This window comes from Pyruvatibacter sp. (genome assembly GCF_040219635.1).
Taxonomy (GTDB): domain Bacteria; phylum Pseudomonadota; class Alphaproteobacteria; order CGMCC-115125; family CGMCC-115125; genus Pyruvatibacter.
Window position 1 is genome coordinate 73309 of record NZ_JAVJSC010000004.1, and the last position, 22410, is coordinate 95718.

Annotated in this window: 19 protein-coding genes; 11 read left to right on the forward strand and 8 right to left on the reverse strand. The window is 58.7% G+C overall.

Annotated features, from left to right (window positions below):
* Positions 1-116 precede the first annotated feature (116 nt).
* The 3 genes from RIB87_RS09090 (at position 117) to RIB87_RS09100 (ending at position 2831) form a co-directional block, all read left to right on the forward strand.
* A complete protein-coding gene (locus RIB87_RS09090; protein WP_350145766.1) occupies positions 117-815 on the forward strand; it encodes a retropepsin-like aspartic protease family protein in 699 nt (232 codons plus the stop codon).
* A gap of 94 nt (positions 816-909) precedes the next feature.
* Complete coding sequence (locus RIB87_RS09095) at positions 910-2412, forward strand: phosphomannomutase/phosphoglucomutase (RefSeq protein WP_502943233.1); 1503 nt, start codon at positions 910-912, stop codon at positions 2410-2412.
* Positions 2413-2414: 2 nt separating this feature from the next.
* The gene (locus RIB87_RS09100; protein ID WP_350145768.1) at positions 2415-2831 is read left to right on the forward strand and encodes a PaaI family thioesterase; all 417 of its coding nucleotides are present in this window, start codon (positions 2415-2417) and stop codon (positions 2829-2831) included.
* Here the strand turns inward: RIB87_RS09100 and RIB87_RS09105 are convergent.
* On the reverse strand, positions 2828-3664 hold the full coding sequence (locus RIB87_RS09105) for a sulfite exporter TauE/SafE family protein (RefSeq protein ID WP_350145770.1): 837 nt from the start codon (positions 3662-3664) through the stop codon (positions 2828-2830). The genes RIB87_RS09100 and RIB87_RS09105 overlap by 4 nt on opposite strands.
* Positions 3665-3675: 11 nt before the next feature.
* Positions 3676-4710, reverse strand: a complete 1035-nt coding sequence (dusA, locus tag RIB87_RS09110) for a tRNA dihydrouridine(20/20a) synthase DusA (protein WP_350145772.1) — start codon at positions 4708-4710, stop codon at positions 3676-3678.
* A 100-nt stretch (positions 4711-4810) separates the two neighbouring features.
* Here dusA and RIB87_RS09115 point away from each other — a divergent pair, with 100 nt between their 5' ends.
* The 3 genes from RIB87_RS09115 to RIB87_RS09125 all read left to right on the forward strand — a co-directional run bounded on the left by RIB87_RS09115 (position 4811) and on the right by RIB87_RS09125 (position 7025).
* The gene (locus tag RIB87_RS09115; protein WP_350145774.1) at positions 4811-5230 is read left to right on the forward strand and encodes a DUF4112 domain-containing protein; all 420 of its coding nucleotides are present in this window, start codon (positions 4811-4813) and stop codon (positions 5228-5230) included.
* 66 nt (positions 5231-5296) lie between these two features.
* Positions 5297-5827: a molybdenum cofactor biosynthesis protein B gene (moaB, locus tag RIB87_RS09120; protein WP_350145776.1), complete on the forward strand. Its 531-nt coding sequence runs from the start codon at positions 5297-5299 to the stop codon at positions 5825-5827.
* 16 nt (positions 5828-5843) lie between these two features.
* Complete coding sequence (locus tag RIB87_RS09125) at positions 5844-7025, forward strand: molybdopterin molybdotransferase MoeA (protein WP_350145778.1); 1182 nt, start codon at positions 5844-5846, stop codon at positions 7023-7025.
* Positions 7026-7091: 66 nt separating this feature from the next.
* On the opposite strand, the gene RIB87_RS09130 is transcribed toward RIB87_RS09125, so the two are convergent.
* The 3 genes from RIB87_RS09130 to RIB87_RS09140 form a co-directional block, all read right to left on the reverse strand.
* Positions 7092-8330 carry an acyl-CoA dehydrogenase family protein gene (locus RIB87_RS09130; RefSeq protein ID WP_350145780.1) on the reverse strand — a complete coding sequence of 413 codons (1239 nt, stop codon included), beginning with the start codon at positions 8328-8330 and terminating at the stop codon, positions 7092-7094.
* A gap of 38 nt (positions 8331-8368) precedes the next feature.
* Positions 8369-9496: an acyl-CoA dehydrogenase family protein gene (locus tag RIB87_RS09135; RefSeq protein WP_350145782.1), complete on the reverse strand. Its 1128-nt coding sequence runs from the start codon at positions 9494-9496 to the stop codon at positions 8369-8371.
* A 325-nt stretch (positions 9497-9821) separates the two neighbouring features.
* Entirely contained in the window at positions 9822-10289 is a 468-nt protein-coding gene (locus RIB87_RS09140) for a MarR family winged helix-turn-helix transcriptional regulator (protein ID WP_350145784.1), read from the reverse strand.
* 122 nt (positions 10290-10411) lie between these two features.
* Between RIB87_RS09140 and RIB87_RS09145 the strand changes: the two genes are divergently transcribed.
* The 5 genes from RIB87_RS09145 to RIB87_RS09165 all read left to right on the forward strand — a co-directional run bounded on the left by RIB87_RS09145 (position 10412) and on the right by RIB87_RS09165 (position 20687).
* Positions 10412-11578 (forward strand): efflux RND transporter periplasmic adaptor subunit, encoded by a 1167-nt coding sequence (locus tag RIB87_RS09145; protein WP_350145786.1) that lies wholly within the window; start codon positions 10412-10414, stop codon positions 11576-11578.
* Between the two features lie 14 nt (positions 11579-11592).
* Positions 11593-14742, forward strand: coding sequence for an efflux RND transporter permease subunit (locus tag RIB87_RS09150; RefSeq protein WP_350145788.1), 3150 nt, complete (start codon positions 11593-11595; stop codon positions 14740-14742).
* A 125-nt stretch (positions 14743-14867) separates the two neighbouring features.
* Positions 14868-15434: a hypothetical protein gene (locus tag RIB87_RS09155; protein WP_350145791.1), complete on the forward strand. Its 567-nt coding sequence runs from the start codon at positions 14868-14870 to the stop codon at positions 15432-15434.
* 107 nt (positions 15435-15541) lie between these two features.
* Complete coding sequence (gene pepN, locus RIB87_RS09160; RefSeq protein WP_350145793.1) at positions 15542-18214, forward strand: aminopeptidase N; 2673 nt, start codon at positions 15542-15544, stop codon at positions 18212-18214.
* A 328-nt stretch (positions 18215-18542) separates the two neighbouring features.
* Positions 18543-20687: a PAS domain-containing sensor histidine kinase gene (locus tag RIB87_RS09165; protein WP_350145795.1), complete on the forward strand. Its 2145-nt coding sequence runs from the start codon at positions 18543-18545 to the stop codon at positions 20685-20687.
* Here RIB87_RS09165 and RIB87_RS09170 read toward each other — a convergent pair.
* The 3 genes from RIB87_RS09170 to RIB87_RS09180 are packed head-to-tail and all read right to left on the reverse strand — an operon-like array spanning position 20684 to position 22339.
* Positions 20684-21229: a periplasmic heavy metal sensor gene (locus RIB87_RS09170; protein WP_350145797.1), complete on the reverse strand. Its 546-nt coding sequence runs from the start codon at positions 21227-21229 to the stop codon at positions 20684-20686. The genes RIB87_RS09165 and RIB87_RS09170 overlap by 4 nt on opposite strands.
* Positions 21219-21716: a hypothetical protein gene (locus tag RIB87_RS09175; protein WP_350145799.1), complete on the reverse strand. Its 498-nt coding sequence runs from the start codon at positions 21714-21716 to the stop codon at positions 21219-21221. Before RIB87_RS09175 ends, RIB87_RS09170 begins: the two co-directional genes overlap by 11 nt.
* Positions 21713-22339 carry an RNA polymerase sigma factor gene (locus tag RIB87_RS09180; protein WP_350145801.1) on the reverse strand — a complete coding sequence of 209 codons (627 nt, stop codon included), beginning with the start codon at positions 22337-22339 and terminating at the stop codon, positions 21713-21715. Before RIB87_RS09180 ends, RIB87_RS09175 begins: the two co-directional genes overlap by 4 nt.
* Positions 22340-22410 lie beyond the last annotated feature (71 nt).

Genomic DNA, 22410 nt, shown 5'->3' on the forward strand with positions numbered 1-22410 from the left:
ACTCACCCCACAAGAGGCACCGGACATCGACCAGCGTTTTTCCTATATGTCTCAAGGCCATATGGGCCATAAATACAGGCACATTGCCAGTACTTACCACTCGCACGAGGCCGGAAATGTTTAGAAACAACTGGGCGCTGATCGCGCTTGTCGGCTTTGGACTGAGTGCGCTCGTGGTGATTTTGACATTCCAGAGCCCCGGCACCCTGGCCGTACAAGACAACCAGATGCGGCTGGTCTATCTGGTTTTGTTGTTGGTGCTCGTCGGCTCGTCACTTTTGGCGGGCTGGCGTGACCACACCAGCCTTGCCCTGCGCCACGCCTTTACCTGGATCGCCATTGGGATCGTGCTGGTCGCCGGATATTCGTTCCGCTACGAGTTTGTGACTATCAGTTCCCGCATGGCCGGGGAAATATGGCCCGCGACGCCAATAGAGCGTGGCGACGGTTCAATATCATTGCGGGCCGGCCAGGACGGGCACTTCTATGCGCAAGCACTGGTCAACGGCACCAATGTGCGGTTCATGGTGGATACCGGAGCCAGCGACGTGGCGCTCAGCGCGTCGGACGCGCGGCGGCTCGGCATAGATCCGGCGCAGCTTCGGTTTACACGTACATATTCGACCGCCAACGGTACGGTGCAAGGCGCGCGGGTGGTGCTTGATGAAATCCGCGTCGGGTCAATTTCCGTGCGCAACGTCGATGCCTCGGTCACACGCGGTGACGGATTATCGCAATCGTTGCTCGGCATGTCGTTTCTGCGCGAACTGCGCTCGGTCCAACTGGATGGTGACAGGCTGATACTGCGGCAATAGCCGTGGCAAACGCACAGGTGAAACTGTCGCTTCGGCGTGCTAATCACGGGGCCAACTGACTGTAGTTCCCCACCTGCCGGAGGCTGTTTTTCCCGTGACCCTGCCAACGCCGCGTGCCGATATCATCCCCAATTCGCTGGCCTACGAAAACACCCCGCTGGTGGCCCCGCAGGGCTTTCGCGAATATGACGCGCGGTGGCTGTTTGAAAAAGAAATCAACCTCCTTGGCATACAGGCGCTGGGCATGGGTCTGGGCACGCTCATTCACGAGCTTGGCGTCAAACCTGAAATTGCCGTGGGGCATGACTACCGGTCGTATTCCACCAGCATCAAACAGGCGCTGATTACCGGGCTGATGACGGCAGGTGTCAAAGTCCATGACATTGGCCTTGCGCTGTCGCCGGTCGCTTACTTCTCACAATTTGCGCTGGATGTGCCGTGTGTCGCCATGGTGACGGCGAGCCACAACGAAAACGGCTGGACCGGCGTCAAGATGGGTGCGAACCGCCCGCTGACATTCGGGCCCGACGAGATGACGCGCCTGAAGGCCATCGTACTGGAAGGCAAGGGCCTGGCACGCGATGGCGGTGGCTATGCCTATGTGGCGGATATGCGCGACCGCTACATCGCTGATCTCACAGACCGGCCCAAGCTTGGTCGCAAACTTAAAGTCGTTGCTGCCTGCGGCAACGGTACGGCAGGTGCCTTCATGCCTGATGTGCTGAAGGCGACAGGTGCCGAGATCATTCCGCTGGATTGCGAGCTTGATTACACATTTCCGCGTTACAATCCGAACCCGGAAGACATGCATATGCTTCACGCCCTGCGCGACGCCGTGCTGGAACACAAGGCTGATGTGGGCCTTGCCTTTGACGGCGATGGCGACCGGTGCGGCGTTGTGGACAACACAGGCGAAGAGATTTTTGCCGACAAGGTGGGGGTCATGCTGGCGCGTGACCTGGCAAAGCAGCACCCGAATGCAAAGTTTGTGGTGGACGTCAAATCAACCGGCCTGTTTCTGACAGACCCTGTATTGCAACAGCTTGGAGCCACAACGGACTACTGGAAAACCGGCCATTCCTACATCAAGCGCCGCAGCCATGAGCTTGGAGCGCTGGTGGGATTTGAAAAATCCGGCCACTATTTTTTCAATACGCCCATCGGGCGCGGCTATGACGACGGGTGTGTCGCGGCACTTGCCATTCTCGACATGCTGGACCGCGCGCCGGACAAAAGCATGGCCGACCTCAAGAATGATCTGCCCAAGACATGGGGCTCGCCCACCATGTCGCCGCATTGCCCGGATGACCTGAAATATGGCGTGGTGGACAAGGTGGTGGCGCATTACACAAACCTGCACGCCAAAGGCACGCCTGTAATGGGCCAGAAAATCCGTGATCTTGTGACCGTCAATGGCGTCCGCCTGACGCTTGAAGACGGCACGTGGGGGTTGGTGCGCGCGTCTTCCAACAAGCCGGGGCTTGTGGTGGTGGTGGAAAGCCCTGCGTCTGAGGCCAACATGCGGGCGATGTTCGAGGAAATTGACGGCGTGCTGTCGCAGTACCCTGACGTTGGCGACTACGATCAGAAGCTGTGACCATGGCGAAGGTTCCTAGCGGCTGGACCCCAATCCACACGTTTGACTACGACACCTTTGAGAAGCTGGCCGGGCCGATCTACAAGCCGCCGCATCAAGCAGACGGTGAGCAGGTGTATGGCGTGCTCGTGGAGAAGCGCCACTGCAACCCTTACGGCATGTTGCATGGCGGCATGCTGTCAACGCTTGCAGACACGCTGCTCGGCTCCGTGGTGTACCACGCCACAGGCGGCGTCCCGATAGCGACAATTTATCTGAATACGGAGTTTATTGCCGGGGCCCGTGAAGGCGACTGGGTGACGGGGCGTGCTGTCCTGCGCAAGAAGGGTCGCCGGGTTGTGTTTACCACCGGTGATTTTCATGTCGGCGACAAGCTGATTGCGTCATCGTCCGGTGCGTGGGCTGTGATCGGGGCTTAGCCTGCCAGCACGCCGTACAGCATCCGGATGGCCACCAGCGCAAGAAACGCCGCAAAACCCCGCTTGAGGGTTTGCTGCGGCAACTTGTGGGCCAGCCTCGCGCCGACCGGGGCCATCAAAATGGTGGCAGGAACGATACAGGCAAACGCCAGCAGATTGACATAACCAACGGAGAACGGTGGTGTGCCCGCTTCGCCCCAGCCGCTGGCGATGAAACCAAGCGCGCCGGGCACGGCGATGATCAAGCCCAGTCCGGCGCTCGTCGCCACGGCCTGATGAATAGTGCGACCATACAGCGTCATCACTGTGTTGCCGAACGTGCCGCCGCCGATGCCCATGAGCGTGGACAAAAATCCGATGACGGCGCCTATGGCGTCACTGCCCGGACGCTGTGGCATGTCGTCCGCCAGCTTCCAGCTTGACTTGGCAAACGCCATGTTGGCCGCCACCAGCAGCGCGATTGCCCCAAAGACAATTGTCAAAGACCGACCATCGATCATGTCAGCGACGGCGGTGCCGGTTACGACACCAGCGACAACCGGCAATATCCAGCTCTTGAGCAGCGCTGTATCCACAACGCCGGATTTCATGTGCGCCCGCAATGAGCGGACAGACGTAACGATGATGGTGGCAAGCGACGTGCCCACAGCCACATGCATTTTCACGTCGTCGGGTATTTCAAAAGCCGTAAAGACGTAAAACAGCACCGGCACAATGACGATGCCGCCGCCAACGCCGAACAGACCCGCGACGAGGCCCGCCAGCACGCCGGCTCCGGCAAGGGCTGCAACGAAAATGAAAAGGACGGAAAGGTCGATTGCGGCAATATCCATGGTGGCGGTACTTACACCGCGGCGGGCGCGGGCGCACGCTCTTTCATGTCGTTGCCTGAGGGCGCAACCCTTTGCATGGCCTCGCGGATGACTTCAAGGTCAGCGCCATCACGGTGCATGTTCTCCGACAGGTGCCGCCGGAATGCCCGTGCGCCCGGCACCCCATGAAACAGGCCGACGACATGGCGCGCCATGGAATTGAGCCGCGTGCCGTTTGCCAACTCGCGCTCCATGTAGGGCATGAAAGCGTCAAGCACCTGATGCGGTGTGCGGTATGCGGGCGGTGCTCCAAACACGCGGGCGTCCACATCCGCCAGCACAAATGGTTCGTTGTAGGCTGTGCGGCCCATCATTACGCCGTCCATATGGGTCAGGTGAGCCAGAGCTTGGTCAATGCTCTGTACACCGCCATTAATGCTGATCGTCCAATCAGGGTGTTGTTTCTTGAGCGCATGGACCAAAGGGTAGTCCAGCGGCGGCACGTCGCGGTTTTGTTTTGGTGACAACCCATCAAGCCATGCCATGCGGGCATGAACAATGAGGGCGTCAGCGCCTGCGTTGCGCATCATCTGCGCAAAGCGGGGCAGTATGTCAGCGGGCACCTGATTGTCCACACCGATGCGGCATTTGACTGTGACGGGCACGTCCACCTGCGCCTTCATGGCCGCCACGCCCCGTGCCACCAGATCAGGCTCCCGCATGAGGCAGGCCCCAAAGCTGCCGGACTGTACCCGGTCGGAGGGGCAGCCGACATTGAGGTTGATTTCGTCGTAACCAAAATCCGCGCCGATTTTTGCGGCCTGCGCGAGTTCGGCCGGATCTGACCCGCCGATCTGCAGAGCCACGGGGTGTTCCACCGGTGAGAAACCAAGCAGCCGTTTGCGGTCACCATTGATGACGGCGGCGGCCGTGACCATCTCCGTATAGAGGCGGGCGTGCGTCGTCATGCAGCGGTGGAACGCGCGGCAATGCCTATCCGTCCACTCCATCATGGGGGCGACAGAGAAGCGATGCGGCGACGCACTGTTTGGCAGCGGCGGTATCATGCCCCCCTCAATACCGGCAGTTGGGCATAGGTGGCCAGCACATTTCCGCCTTATGCTTATGGCTGACTACGGGGACGTTTAAACCGAAAACAGCAGGGCCATGACGCAACCGGACCATATTCCCGAACAGGATATTTACCCGCCCGGAACGTTTACCGGCGAAGAACAGGCGATTGCCGAACGGGTTGAGAAGCTTGCCCGGCTTCTGGATGCGCAATTCAGCCTGCCAGGCACGCAGGTGCGGCTGGGGGTTGATGGCCTGCTGGGCATTATCCCCGGCATCGGGGACGCCATCGGTTTTTTGCTTGCGGGTTATATTTATTCGGAAGCCGTGCGCGCCAAAGTCCGCAAAAGGACAATCGCTGCGATGGCTGTGAACACCATTGTTGACACAGCAGTGGGGGCCGTGCCGGTGCTCGGCGACCTGTTTGATATTGCGTTCAAGGCCAACATCCGCAACGCCAACCTTATTCTGCGCGATATGGAACGGCGGGCGGGCGGGCCAGACAAAAAACGCTGATGCTCGCGCTTTTGCAGATGGTGCCGTAAGCTTGCACCCCTTGCCCTCACACAAACGAGCCATAGCGTGACATCCACCGCCCCTGCTGCCGCCCCGACCTCAGTCGGTTTTGCCGTGCTGACCATTTCTGACACCCGCGACGAAACCACGGATACATCCGGTGCTTATCTGACGGATGAAATCAGCGCTGCCGGTCACACGGTCGTTGATCGTGCGATCGTCAAGGATGAGCGCGATGCGATCGCTGCAAAGCTGCGGCAGTGGATCGACGACCCTGCAATCAACGCCGTCATCTCGACGGGCGGCACCGGGCTTACAGGGCGCGACATTACGCCGGAAGTGTTTCACTCCTTTTACGACAAGGAGATTGAAGGCTTCTCCGTTGTGTTCCACATGGTCAGCTATGCAAGCGTCGGCGTCTCCACATTACAGTCGCGCGCCACGGCGGGCATCGCGGGCGAAACATTTTTGTTTGCTCTGCCAGGTTCAAGCGGCGCTGTGCGTGACGGGTGGGAGAAGGTACTGAAGGCTGAGTTCGATCACACGCACAAGCCGTGTAATCTGATCGAGATGATTCCACGGTTGGGCGAGCGGTAACATTTCAGTTCTTCGGATGATTTCAGTTGAGGAGGCACGCGCGCAGATTGCCGGTGCCCTATCGCCCCTGGGTGATGAAACCGTGTCGGCGGCGCGGGCCTTCGGGCGGACGCTGGCGCGCGATATTATTGCCAACCGCAACCAGCCGCCAAGCGCTGTATCCGCAATGGATGGATATGCGGTGAGGTCTGTTGACCTTGGTGCCGGACCGTTGACGCTGGCAGGTGCATCGCGTGCTGGGCAAAGTTCAAATGCCCCCATCAGCTCAGGTGAAGCTGTACGTATTTCAACCGGCGCGCGCCTGCCCGACGGTGCGGATCAGGTTGTGATCCAGGAAAATGTACGTGTTGAAAATGGCATGGTTCATACGGACATTGCTGCAAGCCCCGGTCGCCATGTGCGTGCTGCGGGGTCTGACTACCAGATGGACGAACGTCTGCTTGAAAAGGGCACAGTGCTGAGCCCTGCAAAGGTATCGTTGGCAGCGGCGGCAGGTGTGGGCGACATCCCCGTGATGCGTCGGCCGCGTGTTGCACTGCTTTCCACCGGCGACGAACTGGTGCAACCGGGTGAAACGCCTGAAGAAGATCAGATTTTCAATTCCGGCACACCGGGACTTTCTGCGCTTGTGTTTTCAATCGGCGGCCAGCCTTTGTCGCTTGGCATTGCGCGTGATGACCCTGAAGACGTGCGGGAGGCATTGGCGTCGGCAGAGGGCGCCGATCTACTAGTCACCATCGGCGGCGCATCGGTGGGAGACCACGACCACCTACGGCATGTGTTTACGGAGGAAGGCGGCAGACTTGTGTTTGAAAAAGTGCGCGTCAAGCCGGGCAAGCCTGCGTGGTTCGGTAAACTTGATGACCTGCCTGTGCTCGGCCTGCCGGGCAATCCTGTATCCGCCATGGTAACCGCACGGCTGTTTCTTGTGCCTGCGCTGCGCACCTTGCTTGGCCAGCCGCAAGCGCTGGCGCTTGGTTTTGAACAGGCCGTGCTGGCTGAAGACATTGACGCCAACGGCGACCGCGAAACCTATCTGCGCGGGCAGCGTGACGGTGTTGCGGGACCAGTTCGGGCAATGGCCAAGCAGGACTCGTCACACCTTGCAGCATTCGCGCAGGCCAATGTGCTGATCCGCCGGTTGCCGGATGCGCCTGCCATGAAAGCAGGCAGCATCGTGGAAGTGCTGCCGCTTTAAGCGACCAATAAAAACGGCCCGAAGACATGTCTCCGGGCCGCTTCATACTCTCACCTGGATGGTGCGCTACTTGCCTTTAGGCAATTCGTTGAACGCTGCATCCTTGTCCACGCGCACGTCCTGCGGCAGACCGAGCACACGCTCTGCCACGATGTTGCGCAGGATTTCGTCGGTACCACCGGCGATGCGGTAACCCGCCGCGCCAAACCACTGTGCCTGGAACCCACCGTTGAGCGGGGCGATGTCACGGTCGGTGATAATGCCGCCCATGTCTTCGAGGTCCATGGCGAAGGCCGCCAGATCCTGCATCTTCGGCGCGGAGACAATCTTGCCGATTGAGGCTTCGGGGCCGGGTGCCGTGCCCTTTGACAGCGCAGTGATTGTGCGGAAACGGTTGAGCTTGAGGCCCTGACTTTCCACGTACCAGTCGGCGATTTTTTCACGGACGGACGACTGGGAAATGGCGGCACCGTCTTCCATCTCGGTTGAGCGGGCAAGCGCCAGAAGTTCGCCAAAGTCGCCGGCGCCGGCACCACCGCCAACAGCGAGACGCTCATTCATCAGCGTGGTGATGGCGGATTTCCATCCCTGCCCCACTTCGCCAAGACGCTGACTGTCTTTCACGCGCACGTCGGTGAAGAACACTTCGTTGAAGCCTGAATCGCCGGACATCTGTTTGATGGGGCGCACTTCAACACCCGGTGACTTCATGTCGAGCCAGAACATGGTCAGGCCCTTGTGCTTGGGCACGTTGGGGTCTGTGCGGGTGATGATGATGCCAAAGTCAGAGAACTGCGCCCCTGACGTCCACACCTTCTGGCCGTTGATGACCCATTCGTCGCCATCTTTTTCAGCTTTGGTGCGGATACCAGCCACGTCAGAACCGGCAGCAGGTTCCGAGAACAACTGACACCAGATTTCCTCGCCACGCAGCGCCGGACCCACAAAGCGTTTGGACGTCTCGGCGTCGGCATAGGTCATGACGGTTGGCACACACATGCCAAGACCGATTTCAAAGACGCCGCCGGGGACGGAGAACTTTGCTTCTTCCTGTGAGTAAATCACCGACTCGATGGGCGTGCCGCCACGGCCGCCCCACTCTTTGGGCCATGTGATCTGGGCGTATCCGGCTGCAGCTTTTTTGGCCTGCCACTCTTTGGCGCGCTTGACGAGTTCATCGTCAGACATGGAACCACGGTTGCGTGCATTCTCACCGGACGCTGATTTGAGGCGCGCATTGGCCGACAGCCAGTCGTAGCACTCTTTGCGGAAAGCGGCTTCTTGCGGGGTATCGTCGAAATCCATTTTGGACCTCCAGGTTTTTCAGATGTCGTGAATGGGTGTTAAGCGGCGTTGCGCTGTTCAAGCTGCCGCACGATGCGTTCTTTCCACTGACCGGGCGCACCAAGGGCGAGGCCGAGCAGCTTTGACCGGCGATAGTAAAACTGGGTGTTGGCTTCCCACGTGTAGCCAATGCCACCATGGGTCTGGATGTTTTCCTGCGCCGCAAAGCGATAGGCCTCGGTGGCTGCAACGCGCGCACCGGCAGCGGCAAGCGGCAGCTCCGGCGAATTGGTGGAAAGCGCCCAGGCACCGTAGTAGCAATGACCACGGGCCAGTTCGAGCTTCACATACATATCGGCGAGCTTGTGCTTGATGGCCTGATAGGAGCCGATTTGGCGCCCGAATGCATACCGCTCCAGCGCATAGTCCTTGGCCATTTCAAGAGCGGCCTGTGTGCCGCCCAATTGTTCAAAGGCAATGAGCACGGCGGCGCAGTTCATGACTTCCTGCGTGTTGGCCCAGCCGTCACCTTCCTTGCCAACGAGTTCAGCGGCGGCACCATCAAAGGTGATGGTCGCGTGGCTGCGGGTGGGGTCGATGGTCGAGACACTCTCGCGCTTGATGCCAGCGCCCGTGAGGTCAACCAGCGCAAGCGACAAATCACCCTCGCTTGTGCCTGAACCCGTTTTCACCACAACAACGGCAAAGTCAGCTACATCGCCGTCGGCGACAGGCAGCTTGGTGCCTGATAGTTTGCCGCCAGACAAGGTGGTTGAAATCGTGCGGCCGTTGGGGGCCTGCACACCTTCCGCAAATGCAAAACAACCAATAGCGTCACCGGATGCCACCTTCGGCAGCCATGCCTGTTTTTGCTCTTCAGAACCGAAACGATTGATGGCTTCTGATGCCAGATACACGGACGATGACAGCGGTACGGGGGCGCAGGCACGGCCCAGCTCTTCAGCGATCACACACAGTTCAAGGTAGCCGAGGCCAAGCCCACCATAGGCCTCGGGAATGGTTGTGCCGAGAAAGCCCATATCGGCCAGGCCCTTCCACAGCGCCTTGTCGTAGGGCTCATCGCTTTCGAGAATCCTGCGCACGTTTTCGGGCTTGCACTTGTCGCCCAGAAACTTTGCCGCCTGATCTTTCAGCATTTTCTGGTCGTCGGAGAAATCGAAATTCATGGTCTGGTTTCCTTACACCCTGAATTGCGCACGTCATGCGGGCGCATGTCCGGCATCGTCTCGTTCGTCTCTATCCTGCACGAGGCCCATGCAGGTTGAGCGATCGCAATGCTCAAATTAGTTTCCAAACTTCAGTTTGCCATCTGCACGAGACTGGCCCGACAGCACGCAACTCAAAATCTTAGCCCTTGTTTTCTGAGGCAAAAACTAGCGCGCGGCAAGTCCGGGTAAAGGTGAATTTAAGCCGAAAAAGGCTGGGTCCGCATTTGACGTAGCGTCAGCCTTTATTGCGCGCAGATGAGCAGGCACGGGCGCGTAGCGGCAACTACTCCAGCCGATTGGCCTCATGGGCCATCAGGTTGCTTTTAATGCGCGTCAGCGTGTCTGTGGTGAGCTGCAAAACCGAGCGTGAGACGCCTTCCAGAGCCCTGCCAAAAATACTCTCGCCAAGGTTTTCCATTTCAACGGCGACGGTCTCGAACTTCGGCGTCAAAAACACGCGGCGCACACGGCGATCTTCGCTATCGAGGGCGCGCCTTACAAAACCCGCCTCTTCCAGACGGTCCACCAGCTTGCCAAGCGGCGCGCGCTCCATATCCAAAGTGTCGGCAATCTCGGTCTGTGTCAGGCCGTCGGTACGTTTTAAGGCGGCCAGCACCCGCCCCTGCGCCTGAGTAAGGCCCAGTTCACGCATCCGCCGGTCAAACACGCGACCAATCAGTCGCTGCACATCATAGACCGCCCACGCGAAGTCGCGCTCAAGAGCAAGCTCGCTCTTAGCGGATTGTACCAATGGTTTTTTTGCCTGAGACACTGACATACGCATATTGTATCCGCGCATACATTATGCGTAAATACAAAAATTGAATGTGGCTCCTTTTTCCTTCGATACGCATCTCAGGACACAGCTTTGCAATGACACGATCAGCATTCTCCCTCCCGCTTGCCGCGGCCATTTTGTCCGGCGTTTTTCTTGGCGCACTCACAGCGTGTGGAGACGGGTCTGACACTGCATCAGGTGAAACGGCAACGCCCGACCCCACTCAGATGGCGTCGGCCGTTGTGCAGTCCGTGACGATTGAGCAGCCGATTATCGGCACCGGCACCATTGCACCGTTGCAAAGCACAGACCTTGGGCCGCGGGTGGATGGCATCATTGAAGAAATATATGTGCGCGTTGGCCAGCGCGTTGAAAAAGACGAGCCGCTGTTTCGCACCCGCGACATTGACCTCAAGTTCAAGGAGCAGGAGCTGGAAAACGAATTGAAACTCGCCAGCGCCACGGCCACCGAAGCAAGCCGCGACTACAACCGCATTGCCAAATTGCACAAGCGCGGCAATGCGTCAGCCGGTGCACTCGACAAATCACGGGCGGCACATGAATCAGCGCAGGCGCGCCTTGGCATCGCGGAGGCCAAACTCGGACAGGCCAGGCAGGCACTTGTGGACGCCGTTGTGACGGCACCCTACGCAGGCGTGATTACTGCGCGCAACGTGCATGAGGGCCATTTCATGGCCACGCGCATGGGCGGCGGCGGCATGATGGGGCCTTCGGGCGTCGTGCAGATCATGGAAATCCACATTGTTGCCGCCATCGTGCAGGTGCCCGAAGTGCATCTTTCGAAGTTTGCTGTCGGCACGCGGGCAAAAGTGATTGTTGACGGGCTGAATGACGAGTTTGAGAGCGAGGTTCATCGCATCAATGATTTTATCGACCCGGTCAAACGCACCATTGAAGTGCGTATCGGCATTGAAAATGAAGACTACCGCATCAAGCCCGGGTCGTTTGCGCGGGCGCTGATTTATCCACCTGCTCAAACGGTTCTGGCGCTGCCGCGTGGCACGGTGCTGGGCTACGACGAGCAACAATATGTGTTTGTTGAACAAAACGGTGTTGCGCAGCGGCGTTCCGTTGAAACGACACAACTTGATGCAGAGCGCGTGACAATCCTCTCCGGCCTTGAGGAAGGTGACACGGTGCTGTCCGGCCCCGGCCTGCGCACATTGGTGGACGGCGACCCGGTCATTATCCGTGACGCCAGTGAGGCTGACACGCTCGCCGCAAGCGACATACCTGCTTAACAAGGGTTCTCCTCATGTGGATTTCTGACGTCTCCATTCGTCGCCCGGTTTTTGCCGTGATGCTTGTCGCGGCTCTTGTGACGCTGGGCTGGATATCGCTTGGCCGCGTGGGTGTTGATCTGTTTCCGCGCGTCGAATTTCCCTACGTGTCCGTCACCACGCTGCTGGAGGGCGCGGCGCCGGAAACCATCGAAACCGAAGTGACCGACCTTGTGGAAGAGCAGGTCAACACGATTTCGGGCATTGAGAGCCTGCGGTCGATCAGCTCTGAAGGGCACAGCGCCGTCAACATTGAGTTTGGTCTCGACGAAAACGTGGATGTCAAAGCCCAGGACGTACGCGACAAAGTTGCGCTGGCCGTCCACGATCTGCCGCGCGATGCAGAGCAGCCCATTGTGCAAAAAGTAGACCCGGATGCACAGCCGATCATGTCGGTGATGATTTCCGGTGACATGCCGGTGCGCGACATCACACGATACGCGGACCGCGTGGTGAAGGAGCGCCTGCAACGGGTGCCCGGTGTTGGTTCCATCACGCTTGTGGGCGGCCGCGACCGCGAAGTGCGGATCTGGCTTGATGCTGTTCGGCTGCGCGCCTATGGCGTGACAGCACAAGACGTGATCGACGCTGTGCGCCGCGAGCACGCGGAAATACCCGGCGGCAGGCTGGACACCGAAGGGTTGCGGTCCGAGTTCTCGGTCAAGACCAAGGGCGAAGTGACCACTATCGCCGGATTTGGCGATATTGTTGTTGCCTTCCGTGAAACCGGCCCGACCCGTGTGCGTGATGTAGCGCGGGTGGAGGATGGTCTGGCTGACCTGCGCTCCTATGCGGAGTTGGACGGGCAGCCTGGCGTCAGTCTTGAGGTGCGGCGACAGTCCGGGCGCAACACCGTTGAGGTGGCGCAGGCCATTCGCGCAGAGCTTGATGAGATACGCATGAGCGCACCCGAAGGTGTGCGAATGCTGGCCGCGCGCGACACATCCAAGTTCATCGAGGACTCCGTCAACGACGTGTTCGGCGATATCACTCTTGGCGTCATTCTTGTTGTGATGATTACGCTCGCATTTCTGTTGTCTGTGCGCGCCACGGCCATTGTGGCGGTGGCAATGCCGACCGCTCTTATCTCCACATTCTTTGCGTTTTACGTAATGGATTTCACGCTCAACATGATGACGCTGATGGCGCTGTCGGTTGCGGTGGGTCTGCTGGTGGATGACGCGATTGTTATTCTCGAAAGCATCCATCGCCAGCTTGAAGAAGGCCATCCACCAATGCAGGCGGCGTCCCTTGGCGTGCAAAAAGTGGGGCTGGCGGTTTTATCCGGCACACTGTCTATCGCCGCTGTTTTTGTTCCCATCGCCTTTATGGATGGCATTGTAGGACGCTTTTTCTTTCAGTATGGGCTGGCAATCGTGTTTTCGGTTGTGGTGTCGCTCACCTGTTCGCTGACCCTGACACCCATGTTGTGTTCGCGGTTCCTCAAGAAAAACGAAGACGGTGGCCTTGGACGCATCGGTCAGTTTTTTGACGATGCCTACGTGAAACTCGAAAACGCCTATGGCCGGTTGCTTGACCTCGCACTGGCACGGCGCTGGATCGTTGTGGTAGCAGCCGGTGGCGCCATGGTGCTGGGCGTTTTTGTCGCCGGACTGGTACCTTCCGCCTTTGATACCCGCGCAGACCGCTCAGAGTTTCTTGGCCAGCTTGAATTGCCGTTTGGCGCAGGTGTTGAGCAGACACGCGAAGTGGCAAGCCGCACTGCAGGGGCGATCGCAAAGGTTGAGCACGTCCGCTCTGTATTTTTTACAGTCGGTGGCGACAGCCGTGAACAGGTGAACCAGGCATCATTCTATATCGCGCTCACGCCTAAAGCAGACCGCGACGTGGGATTCATTCCCATCATGGATGCGGCGCGTGCCGCCATGCAGCGCGCAGCACCGGAAGCGACGCATATTTCACTCACGGACGTACCGTGGATTTCCGGCGGAGGGTTCACCAATTTTGAACTTGAATACTCCATGTCCGGCCCTGACCTGGATGTTCTTCGTCAGCGTACTGACCTTATTTCAGCAGGTATGCGTGAGGCAGGAATCTTCCGCGATATCAAAACCTCGTTCGAGGAAGGCAAGCCGGAAGTTCAGGTGATTATTGACCGGGTTCGGGCGGCTGACCTATCGGTGCCTGTTCGTACTTTGGCTGATACTGTGCGGGCACTTGTGGGTGGTGTTGACGTGGCCACGTTTGAAGAACTTGGCCAGCGCTATGATGTGAGGGTGCGGCTTGAAGAGGACCAGCGTCACGAGTTGCATCAGCTTGAGCTTATTCAGGTGCGCGCTTCTGACAGCGAGTTGATTGATCTGGCCAATCTGGCGACGTTCAACATCGAGGCAGGGCCTGCACAGATTGACCGCGAGAACCGGGCGCGCAAGATTTCTATCTTTGCCAATACCGGCCCCGGCGTCGCCATGGGTACGGCAACAGACGAGTTTGAGCGCATCATTGCGCAGGCACGTGTACCTGATGGCTACACCGTGAGTGCCCAGGGCCGTGCTCAGCGCATGAAGGAGACGGGCCAGGCGATTGCGTTTGCTTTCATGCTGGCGCTGGTCGCGCTTTACATGATTTTGGCGAGCCAGTTTAACAGCTTCACCCAGCCGATGATTATCATGCTGACGGCGCCGCTTTCGTTTGTGGGAGCATTCATTGCCATCTGGCTGGCCGGTGAAACCATGACAATGTTTGCCCAGATCGGCCTATTGGCGCTGATGGGGCTGGTGATGAAAAACGGCATTTTGCTGATTGACTACGCCAACCAGGCACATGAAAGCGGCATGTCGGCGCGAGATGCCATGCGTGAAGCAGGTCCTGTGCGGCTGAGGCCGGTTTTGATGACGGCTCTTTCCACAATCTGCGGCATGATCCCGGTTGCCATGTCAGTAAGCCAGGGGGCCGAGTTCCGAAACGGCATGGGCTTTTTGGTGATTGGCGGACTTACCTCCTCCACCGCGCTGACGCTTGTGGTGGTGCCCGTTGCCTACACTCTTATGGCAGATGCGCGGCATGGCGTGAGCCGGGGCATTGCCTGGATACAACAAGCTGTGCCTGGCCTTGGTGACGCCGCGCCAAAACCACCGGACATCCGCCGCACGCCGGGCGAATAGACCTGCGGACTGCCGTCCTTGCCGGGTCAATTTGCATGATGTGCTTAAGGCAGCCTTAACTGCGGTTGTGCCATGTTTCACTTGGCTTGGAGTTTGTCGAAACGCGGCGAAGCGGAGCGAGTACCATGGCGAAAGCGCAGTTCCACAAGAACCAGCGGGTCTATGTCAAACCGGTAGGAACATGGGCGCAGATTGAACGCGTACTGCCGCAATGGGCAAAAGACCTGGAAGAGCCTATCCGCATTTTTTATGATGTGGGGCTTGGTCGCGACTTTGGCGCGGAAGAGCTCGCATGTGAGGCCAATCAGCAGGAAGTTTCCGGCTACGATGGTGAGAACTGGCGCGTCATGCGCGGCAAGAACAAATGGCAACAGCCCGAAGAATGCAGCCATCATCCCCATCCCGGCACCTATCCAATTGTTGTCACAGGTGACAATGATTGGGGCGGCTGGCGGGTGCCGGGCTCGGAATACGATTTGTACCCCGAGCGGGTCGAGTTTCAGGCCCGGCTTATTGCGGGCAGCACCCGTCTTTATCGGTTGACGCGCGAGCTTGTGGGATATGCTGAAGATCAGCCGGAAAACATCTCCAATGAGCTGATGAGCCTCATTCAGGACGCCAAGCAAACCCTGCAGGCTGTTGAGCAGGACCCGGAATCCGTTCTGAAAAAGAAAACCGCCGCGACAGCGTGAGTTGTCAATGGCCACACGCTGGATATCGGCGCCTGGCCCCCTTTTTTCCGCCCGGCGTTTGCCTATAGTACGCACCCGATTTCGCGCATCTTCGTACTGGAACTCTGTTGACTGCTTTATCCCAGCGCACGCCCCCCGCAGCGCCGCCCGCCCCCGTTTATCTAAAAGACTACACCCAGCCTTCATGGCTGGTTGAAACCGTTACCCTTGATGTCCGGCTCGCACCTACCGCGACACGGGTTGATGCGACACTCACGATTGCACCCAATCCGGATGCCGCCGTCCCGCCGACCACCATCACGCTGGATGGTGAACGCATGACACTGGTTTCAGTCGCGCTGGATGGTGCGGTGCTTGACGCATCTGCCTATACACTCACAGACACATCGCTGACGCTGAACGACGTATCTGCCAAAGCGCACACGCTGGTGATCCAAACAGAGTGCGACCCGCAAGCCAACACGTCACTTACGGGCCTTTACCGTTCAAACGGCATCTACTGCACCCAGTGTGAGGCTGAAGGATTTCGGCGGATCACATATTTTCCCGACCGACCGGATGTGCTGGCCCCCTACACGGTGCGCCTCGAAGCGGATGCCCAGGACTGTCCTGTTCTGCTGGCGAATGGCAATCTAGTTGAGCAAGACACCCTGCCCGACGGCTGTCACTTTGCAGTGTGGCATGACCCGCACCCCAAGCCCTCCTATCTGTTTGCCATGGTGGCAGGAAACCTTGCTCACGTGGCGGATCGCTTTACCACCATGTCAGGACGCGAGGTTGGCCTTGGCATTTATGTCGAGCATGGCAAGGCCGACCGCACAGCCTACGCGATGGACGCACTTAAACGCTCCATGGCCTGGGACGAGGAAGTGTATGGCCGTGAATACGACCTTGATGTTTTCAACATCGTTGCCGTCTCGGACTTCAACATGGGGGCGATGGAGAACAAGGGCCTCAACATATTCAACGACAAATACATTCTGGTTCGGCCCGATACGGCAACCGATGCAGACTTTGCCAATGTGGAAGCGATCATCGCGCATGAATATTTCCACAACTGGAGTGGCAATCGTGTCACCTGTCGCGACTGGTTTCAGCTCTGCCTCAAGGAAGGTCTGACGGTTTTTCGCGATCAGGAGTTTTCAAGCGACATGCGGTCGCGCCCGGTGAAGCGCATTGCTGACGTCAAAACCCTGCGGGCACATCAGTTTCCTGAAGATGCAGGACCGCTTTCACACCCGGTTCGACCCGCCAGCTACATCGAGATCAACAATTTTTATACGGCAACGGTTTATGAAAAAGGTGCCGAAGTCGTCCGTATGCTGAAAGCATTGATCGGCGATGAAGCCTTCAGGGCAGGCATGGATCTGTATTTTGCTGACAATGACGGGCGGGCGGCAACGGTCGAGGATTTTCTCACCGCAATGGCTGCAGCATCAGGACGTGATCTGTCGCAGTTCAAGCGCTGGTACGACCAGGCGGGCACACCAGAGCTTGTTGTATCCGGACGTTACTCGCCGCTTGATGAGCGATATGCCCTGACCGTTGCACAATCAACCACGCCAACGCCGGGTCAGTCCACCAAGGCCCCCTTACATATTCCGTTGGCTGTCGGGCTGATTGATCGGGACGGGAACGACATTGAACTGGTGGTGGACGGCACGCAACAAGCCGGCACAACAGCGGTGATTGAACTGACCGGCACCGAACAGACCTATATTTTCGACAAGGTGACATCGCCGCCGGTGGTGTCGCTGCTGCGCGGTTTTTCCGCACCGGTAAAGCTCATAACCAACGGCAATGAGCAAGATTGGCTGTTTCGCATGGCGCATGATGCAGATCCGTGCGCACGGTGGGAAGCAGGGCAGACCTATGCGCGCGAATTGCTTGTAGGGATCACACGAGCCCTTAGTTCTGGCGGGAAAGCCCGCCGTGGCACACGCTATGCGGATGCGCTGCGTCATGTGCTGCTCGACGACACGCTTGAACCGGCTTTTGCTGCCATGATGCTGGACCTGCCAGGCGAAGCGGAACTGGCCCAGCACATCGGGGCAGACGTAAATGCAGATGCCATTCATGCCGCCCGCGCCCACTTGCAGGCTGCCGTCGCCGACCAGTTGGGCGATTTGCTGCTGGATCGTTATAGCCAGCTACAGTCCAACGCGGCATATAGCCCTGATGCGGAGCAGGCCGGGCGCCGCGCGCTCAAAAATGCCTGTCTGCGGCTATATGCAGGCCTTGCGAATGAAAACGCCGCACGGCTGGCGGCAACGCAGTTTTCCGCCGCCAACAACATGACCGACACCGAAGCAGCGCTGGCCACACTTACCCACATGCAGCGGCCCGAACGCCAGATGGCCTTTGATCTGTTCTTCGAGCGCGCCGTCGGGGATCCACTGCTGCTGGACAAATGGTTTTCGCTGCAGGCCATGTCATCGCGCGCCGACACGCTATCCGCTGTTGAAACACTCGCACAGCATGAGGCTTTTTCACTGCGCCGGCCCAATACGGTGCGGGCGCTGGTAGGAGTTTTTGCGGGGTCGAACCCGGTTCGGTTCCACGCGGCGGACGGGTCTGGCTACCGTTTTGTGACCGGCATCGTCGCTGACCTGGATGCGATCAACCCACAGGTTGCCGCGCGTCTTCTGGGCACGCTGAAAAGCTGGCGTATCTATGATGCACCGCGCCGTGAAGCTGCCCGGCGGGCTGTTGCTGATTTGTTGTCGGGCGCAAAACTGTCAGAAGACACGTATGAGATTGCCACACGCATGATTGCGTGATGGCTGATCGCGAGTCCTGTGCGGTCGCGACATGGGCGTTGTGTTCGCGAATCGCGAATCGTGAGTCTGCAAGGCAACACATTTCATCTGCTTAACGAAAAGTTAACGCGCGTCGCTGAACCCGTGTGGACACGTGGACTCAGTATGCGAATCATCATGAACGATTCGCATCATGGGGCGGACCTTTCGGGTCTGCGCAGGCCGCAAACGGCCCGCACGCGAGGGGAGCTTACAAGCGATGAGTGATGTGCGTTTGACGGGACCAGCGACGGCGCGGGGCAGCACTGCCGCTACAGGGGACAGTCTGTGGAAGCGTTTCGGAGGTGCGATGAACGTCGTTGCAGCCTCACCGGACCGCGTTGCACCCACTCCAAAACGCACAATAGGTGACGAAGCCCGTGCGCGCATCTGGGCGCTGGTGTTTTCCGGCATCGTTATTGTCGCGTTCAACGGCATTGCCGCATGGCAGTTGCGTACAGATTATCGCGCCGGACTTGCGCAGGCCGAACATCATGTTTCCACGCTGGCACAAGCGTTGGCGGGTGACGCTGCTTTGGCAGCGCTTGACCGTCAGGCTTTGGCGCAGCGCATACAGCGGCTTGATTTGCGGCCGGGCATGAGTGTTACCCTTGAGGCGGCGGGCACGGCACAGCCGCAAGACGCGACCGGCGTTATTGAAAGCCGCGCGGTTATCTCCAACAGCACTCAACAGGTTGCCGTCTCCCTCCCCGTACGCGCGGCGTTGTCTGACTGGTATGCGACCCTGCCCTTTCATCTGGTGCTGATGGCGGGAGCATCTTTCTTTATCAGCATTCTGGGGGGTGGTCTGGTACGGCAGATTGAGCGCAAGTCTGCGGCCGACATTGCTCTCAAGGACAGTGAGCAACGGTTTGAGCTTGCGTTCGCCGGTGCCCGCTGCGGCATCTGGGACTGGGACCTGGCTGCCGGGAGGCTTTACTGGTCCGCCCCGATGTTTGCCCTGCTTGGCGAAAAACCGCGTGCGGCGCGCCTGAAACCCGATCAGGTCATGGCCTTTGTCCACCCCGATGATCGGCATATTCTACAGGAAGTCGAAGACAGCGTGCGGCGCGGCACGCTTGGCTATGACACGACCTTTCGCCTGCGTCATTCGTCCGGTGACTGGGTGTGGGTGCGCGCCAAGGGGCAGGTGTGGCGTGGGCTGACGGCCCGCTCCGAGCGGCTGGTCGGAATTGCCATAGACATCACCGAACAAAAAATGGCCGAAGCCCGCGAGCGGACTGCCAACACGCGGCTAAGAGATGCCGTTGAAAGCATTTCGGAAGCATTTTCACTGTGGGATGCCAAGGGCCGATTGGTGCTGGCCAATGACAAGTTCCGTGCTTTTCATGGCATCAAGAAAGACACGGTTCCTGCCGGTGTCACAGCGCGCGATCTGGGCCTGCGGTCAGCAGAGGGTGAGTTGCTGCTGCCGGGCCGCATGGCAGATGCAACGAACCCGGAGCATCTCGAAGTCAAACTTCCCGGCGGCCGCTGGCTTCATCTCAGCGAGCGCCGTATGCGCGATGGCGGCATTGTTTCGGTCGGAACTGACATAACAGCCCTCAAGCATCAGGAAGCCGAACTGGTACGCAAGCAGGATACGCTGACACAAACCGTGTCCGACCTAGAGGCGTCACGCCGCAAACTGCAGTCACAGGCAAGCCAGCTTGTTCAGCTTGCGGAGAAATATGCCGGGGCCAAAACCAAGGCCGAAGCGGCAAGCAGGTCCAAGTCAGAGTTTCTGGCGAATATGAGCCACGAACTGCGCACACCGCTCAACGCGATCATCGGATTTTCAGAGATCATGCGTAAGCAGATGTTTGGCCCCCTTGGTGCTGACAAATATGGCGAGTACGCGACCGACATAAACGCCAGCGGCCAGCATCTGCTGGATGTCATCAATGATATTCTGGATATGTCAAAGATCGAGGCGGGCAAGTGGACTTTGGAAACCGCCCCGCTTGACGTGTCGGAGACAATTTTTGAGACCCTGCGTATTGTGTCCGGGCGGGCCGGCGAGGCGCAGATCAATTTAGTGTCTGAGCCCAAAGACCTGCCGCTCATCAATGCCGACAGGCGCGCGGTCAAACAGGTGCTGCTTAACCTTCTGACAAACGGCATCAAGTTCACACCTGCGGGTGGCAATGTCAGAGTTGATGCCGAAACAACGACTGACAATCAGTTTGTTGCCCTGCGCATCAGTGATACCGGCATTGGTATTGATGCGGATGATATTGAAAAACTGGGCCGTCCGTTCGAGCAGGTCGAAAGCCAGCACGCCAAGACCCATGAAGGCACCGGGCTTGGTCTTGCGCTGTCGCGGTCGCTGATCGAGTTGCATGGGGGGACGCTGACAATTGAAAGCGAACCAGGTGTGGGCACTCAGGTGACCATTACGCTGCCGGTTTCACAAAACGGCACGAGCACCTCCAAGCCTTCCGCTACAGGCTAACGTTGTTCGCCCGCGCGCTCCGGGCCATGGCCGCCTGGAACGCCATCCCTTTGTCGACCGCCTGGTCCACGCATGTTCATAAAAGCGTCTGCAAACTTATCGCGCTGTTCTGGTGAGAGATTTGCGAGCATACGCGTCAGCGGCGTCTGGATTGATGATGTAAGATCAACATGGGCGTCACGAACGGCCTCAAAGGCATTTGCCAGCGCCTGCGGATCGTAAGGCTCCGCCCGCATGGCTTCCACAACAGCCGTATGCTGAACCCGGATGGCTTTGAACTTCTGGCGCAAGTCGGGGACTTCACTTCGCAGTTCCCGCAATACTTTGCGGCCCTCTTGCGGCCCAAGGATGGAAATGAACATGCGCGGGCTGGGCATCATATTAGTGGCGGGAGGACCGCCAGCGCCACGCGCGTGGTCGGGACCGCCAAACATCGGCCGCCCAACCAGCAAGCCTGCGAAAAACAGATTAAGCGCGATTGAAGCAAACAGCGCCACGGCAACCCACCGTCGGCGCGGTGAGGCTGAAGAACTATCCATCATATGCCCAGTCCTCAAAATCACCGCTTACGCCATACAGGATCAGCGATGCAGCGTCTTCATCCGACAGCAGCGCTGCCAGCTCAGTTTGTGTGGTTGTATCTGACGCAGGCATGATACCTGCCGCACCCACGAAAATGCCGATTGCCAACGATGCTGCCAACCCTACCGCAGGTTGCCACAAAGGCAGTTCGGGCCACAGCGCGCGTGCAGTGCCTAGTATATGTGACGCAAAAGGCCGTGATTTTGAAACTGCATTTTGCGATCTGGGTGAAGGTGCTGCGGCCAAGACAGCGTTCAACAAAGCCGCAGATACCGTCGGCCGGTTGGCTGTCATCAGCGCATCAAGTTGTGCTGCTTCGTCGCGATATGCTGCAAGCAACGTGTCATGCTGTATCAGCGCCAGTGCCGCATACCGCTCATGCTGTGGCCATCTTTTGGGATTGGCACCATAGGCATCGATTATGCTGCGCACACGGTCTGGGGTCATGACACCTCTCCTAAAAGATCATCTTTTTGAGCCATCAGACTCTGTTTCAGCCCGCGACGACCACGCGCCAGTAACGATTCAAGCGCATCCACACTTATCTCCATGGCTTTTGCGGCCTCGATGTTGCTCATCTCTTCGTAATGGACCAGCACAATGGCGGCGCGTTGACGCTCAGGAAGCGACGCAACTGCCTGTTCAAGCACACCGGCATTTTCGCGCGTCGCCAGCGCCGTGTCGGCGCGCGGAGCATCGTCAGCCAGTTCCGGCGCATCTTCGAGCGGGGTTACCTGGCCCCGGCTGACCTTGCGCAGCCGATCGTAGCAAAGGTTGATCGCGATGCGCGTGACCCATGTGCTCAGCCTGGCACCTTTTGGACTCCAGCGACCTGCGTTTTTCCAAACCCTCAGGAATGTCTCCTGCGCCACGTCATCCGCGTCACTGTCGTTTCGCAACATGCGCCGTGCGACGGCGTAAACCATTGGCAAAAACTGCTCGGTCGCTTCGCGGATGGCCGCAGGTTCTCCCCGGGCAATACGGGATGCCAGACCCGCGTCCTCTTCGGCGGCGGTCTTCGCGGCGGTATTTGCGCTGCGGCCCAATTGTATGCCTGGCCGTTTTGCCACGCGATCCCCTTGCGTCATTTCCAGCCCGCCGTTTGGCTGATGCTGCCATCGTGCCTGCGAAACTCCTGCCA

Bases quoted from the DNA above. Each gene is read 5' to 3' on its own strand.
- RIB87_RS09145 (WP_350145786.1), top strand. From the start codon at position 10,412: ATGACACGATCAGCATTCTCCCTCCCGCTTGCCGCGGCCATTTTGTCC.
- RIB87_RS09150 (WP_350145788.1), top strand. From the start codon at position 11,593: ATGTGGATTTCTGACGTCTCCATTCGTCGCCCGGTTTTTGCCGTGATG.
- RIB87_RS09165 (WP_350145795.1), top strand. From the start codon at position 18,543: ATGAACGTCGTTGCAGCCTCACCGGACCGCGTTGCACCCACTCCAAAA.
- dusA (WP_350145772.1), bottom strand. From the start codon at position 4,710: ATGATACCGCCGCTGCCAAACAGTGCGTCGCCGCATCGCTTCTCTGTC.
- RIB87_RS09105 (WP_350145770.1), bottom strand. From the start codon at position 3,664: ATGGATATTGCCGCAATCGACCTTTCCGTCCTTTTCATTTTCGTTGCA.
- RIB87_RS09175 (WP_350145799.1), bottom strand. From the start codon at position 21,716: ATGACCCCAGACCGTGTGCGCAGCATAATCGATGCCTATGGTGCCAAT.
- RIB87_RS09100 (WP_350145768.1), top strand. From the start codon at position 2,415: ATGGCGAAGGTTCCTAGCGGCTGGACCCCAATCCACACGTTTGACTAC.
- RIB87_RS09170 (WP_350145797.1), bottom strand. From the start codon at position 21,229: ATGATGGATAGTTCTTCAGCCTCACCGCGCCGACGGTGGGTTGCCGTG.
- RIB87_RS09155 (WP_350145791.1), top strand. From the start codon at position 14,868: ATGGCGAAAGCGCAGTTCCACAAGAACCAGCGGGTCTATGTCAAACCG.
- RIB87_RS09130 (WP_350145780.1), bottom strand. From the start codon at position 8,330: ATGGATTTCGACGATACCCCGCAAGAAGCCGCTTTCCGCAAAGAGTGC.
- RIB87_RS09135 (WP_350145782.1), bottom strand. From the start codon at position 9,496: ATGAATTTCGATTTCTCCGACGACCAGAAAATGCTGAAAGATCAGGCG.
- RIB87_RS09115 (WP_350145774.1), top strand. From the start codon at position 4,811: ATGACGCAACCGGACCATATTCCCGAACAGGATATTTACCCGCCCGGA.
- RIB87_RS09125 (WP_350145778.1), top strand. From the start codon at position 5,844: ATGATTTCAGTTGAGGAGGCACGCGCGCAGATTGCCGGTGCCCTATCG.
- RIB87_RS09090 (WP_350145766.1), top strand. From the start codon at position 117: ATGTTTAGAAACAACTGGGCGCTGATCGCGCTTGTCGGCTTTGGACTG.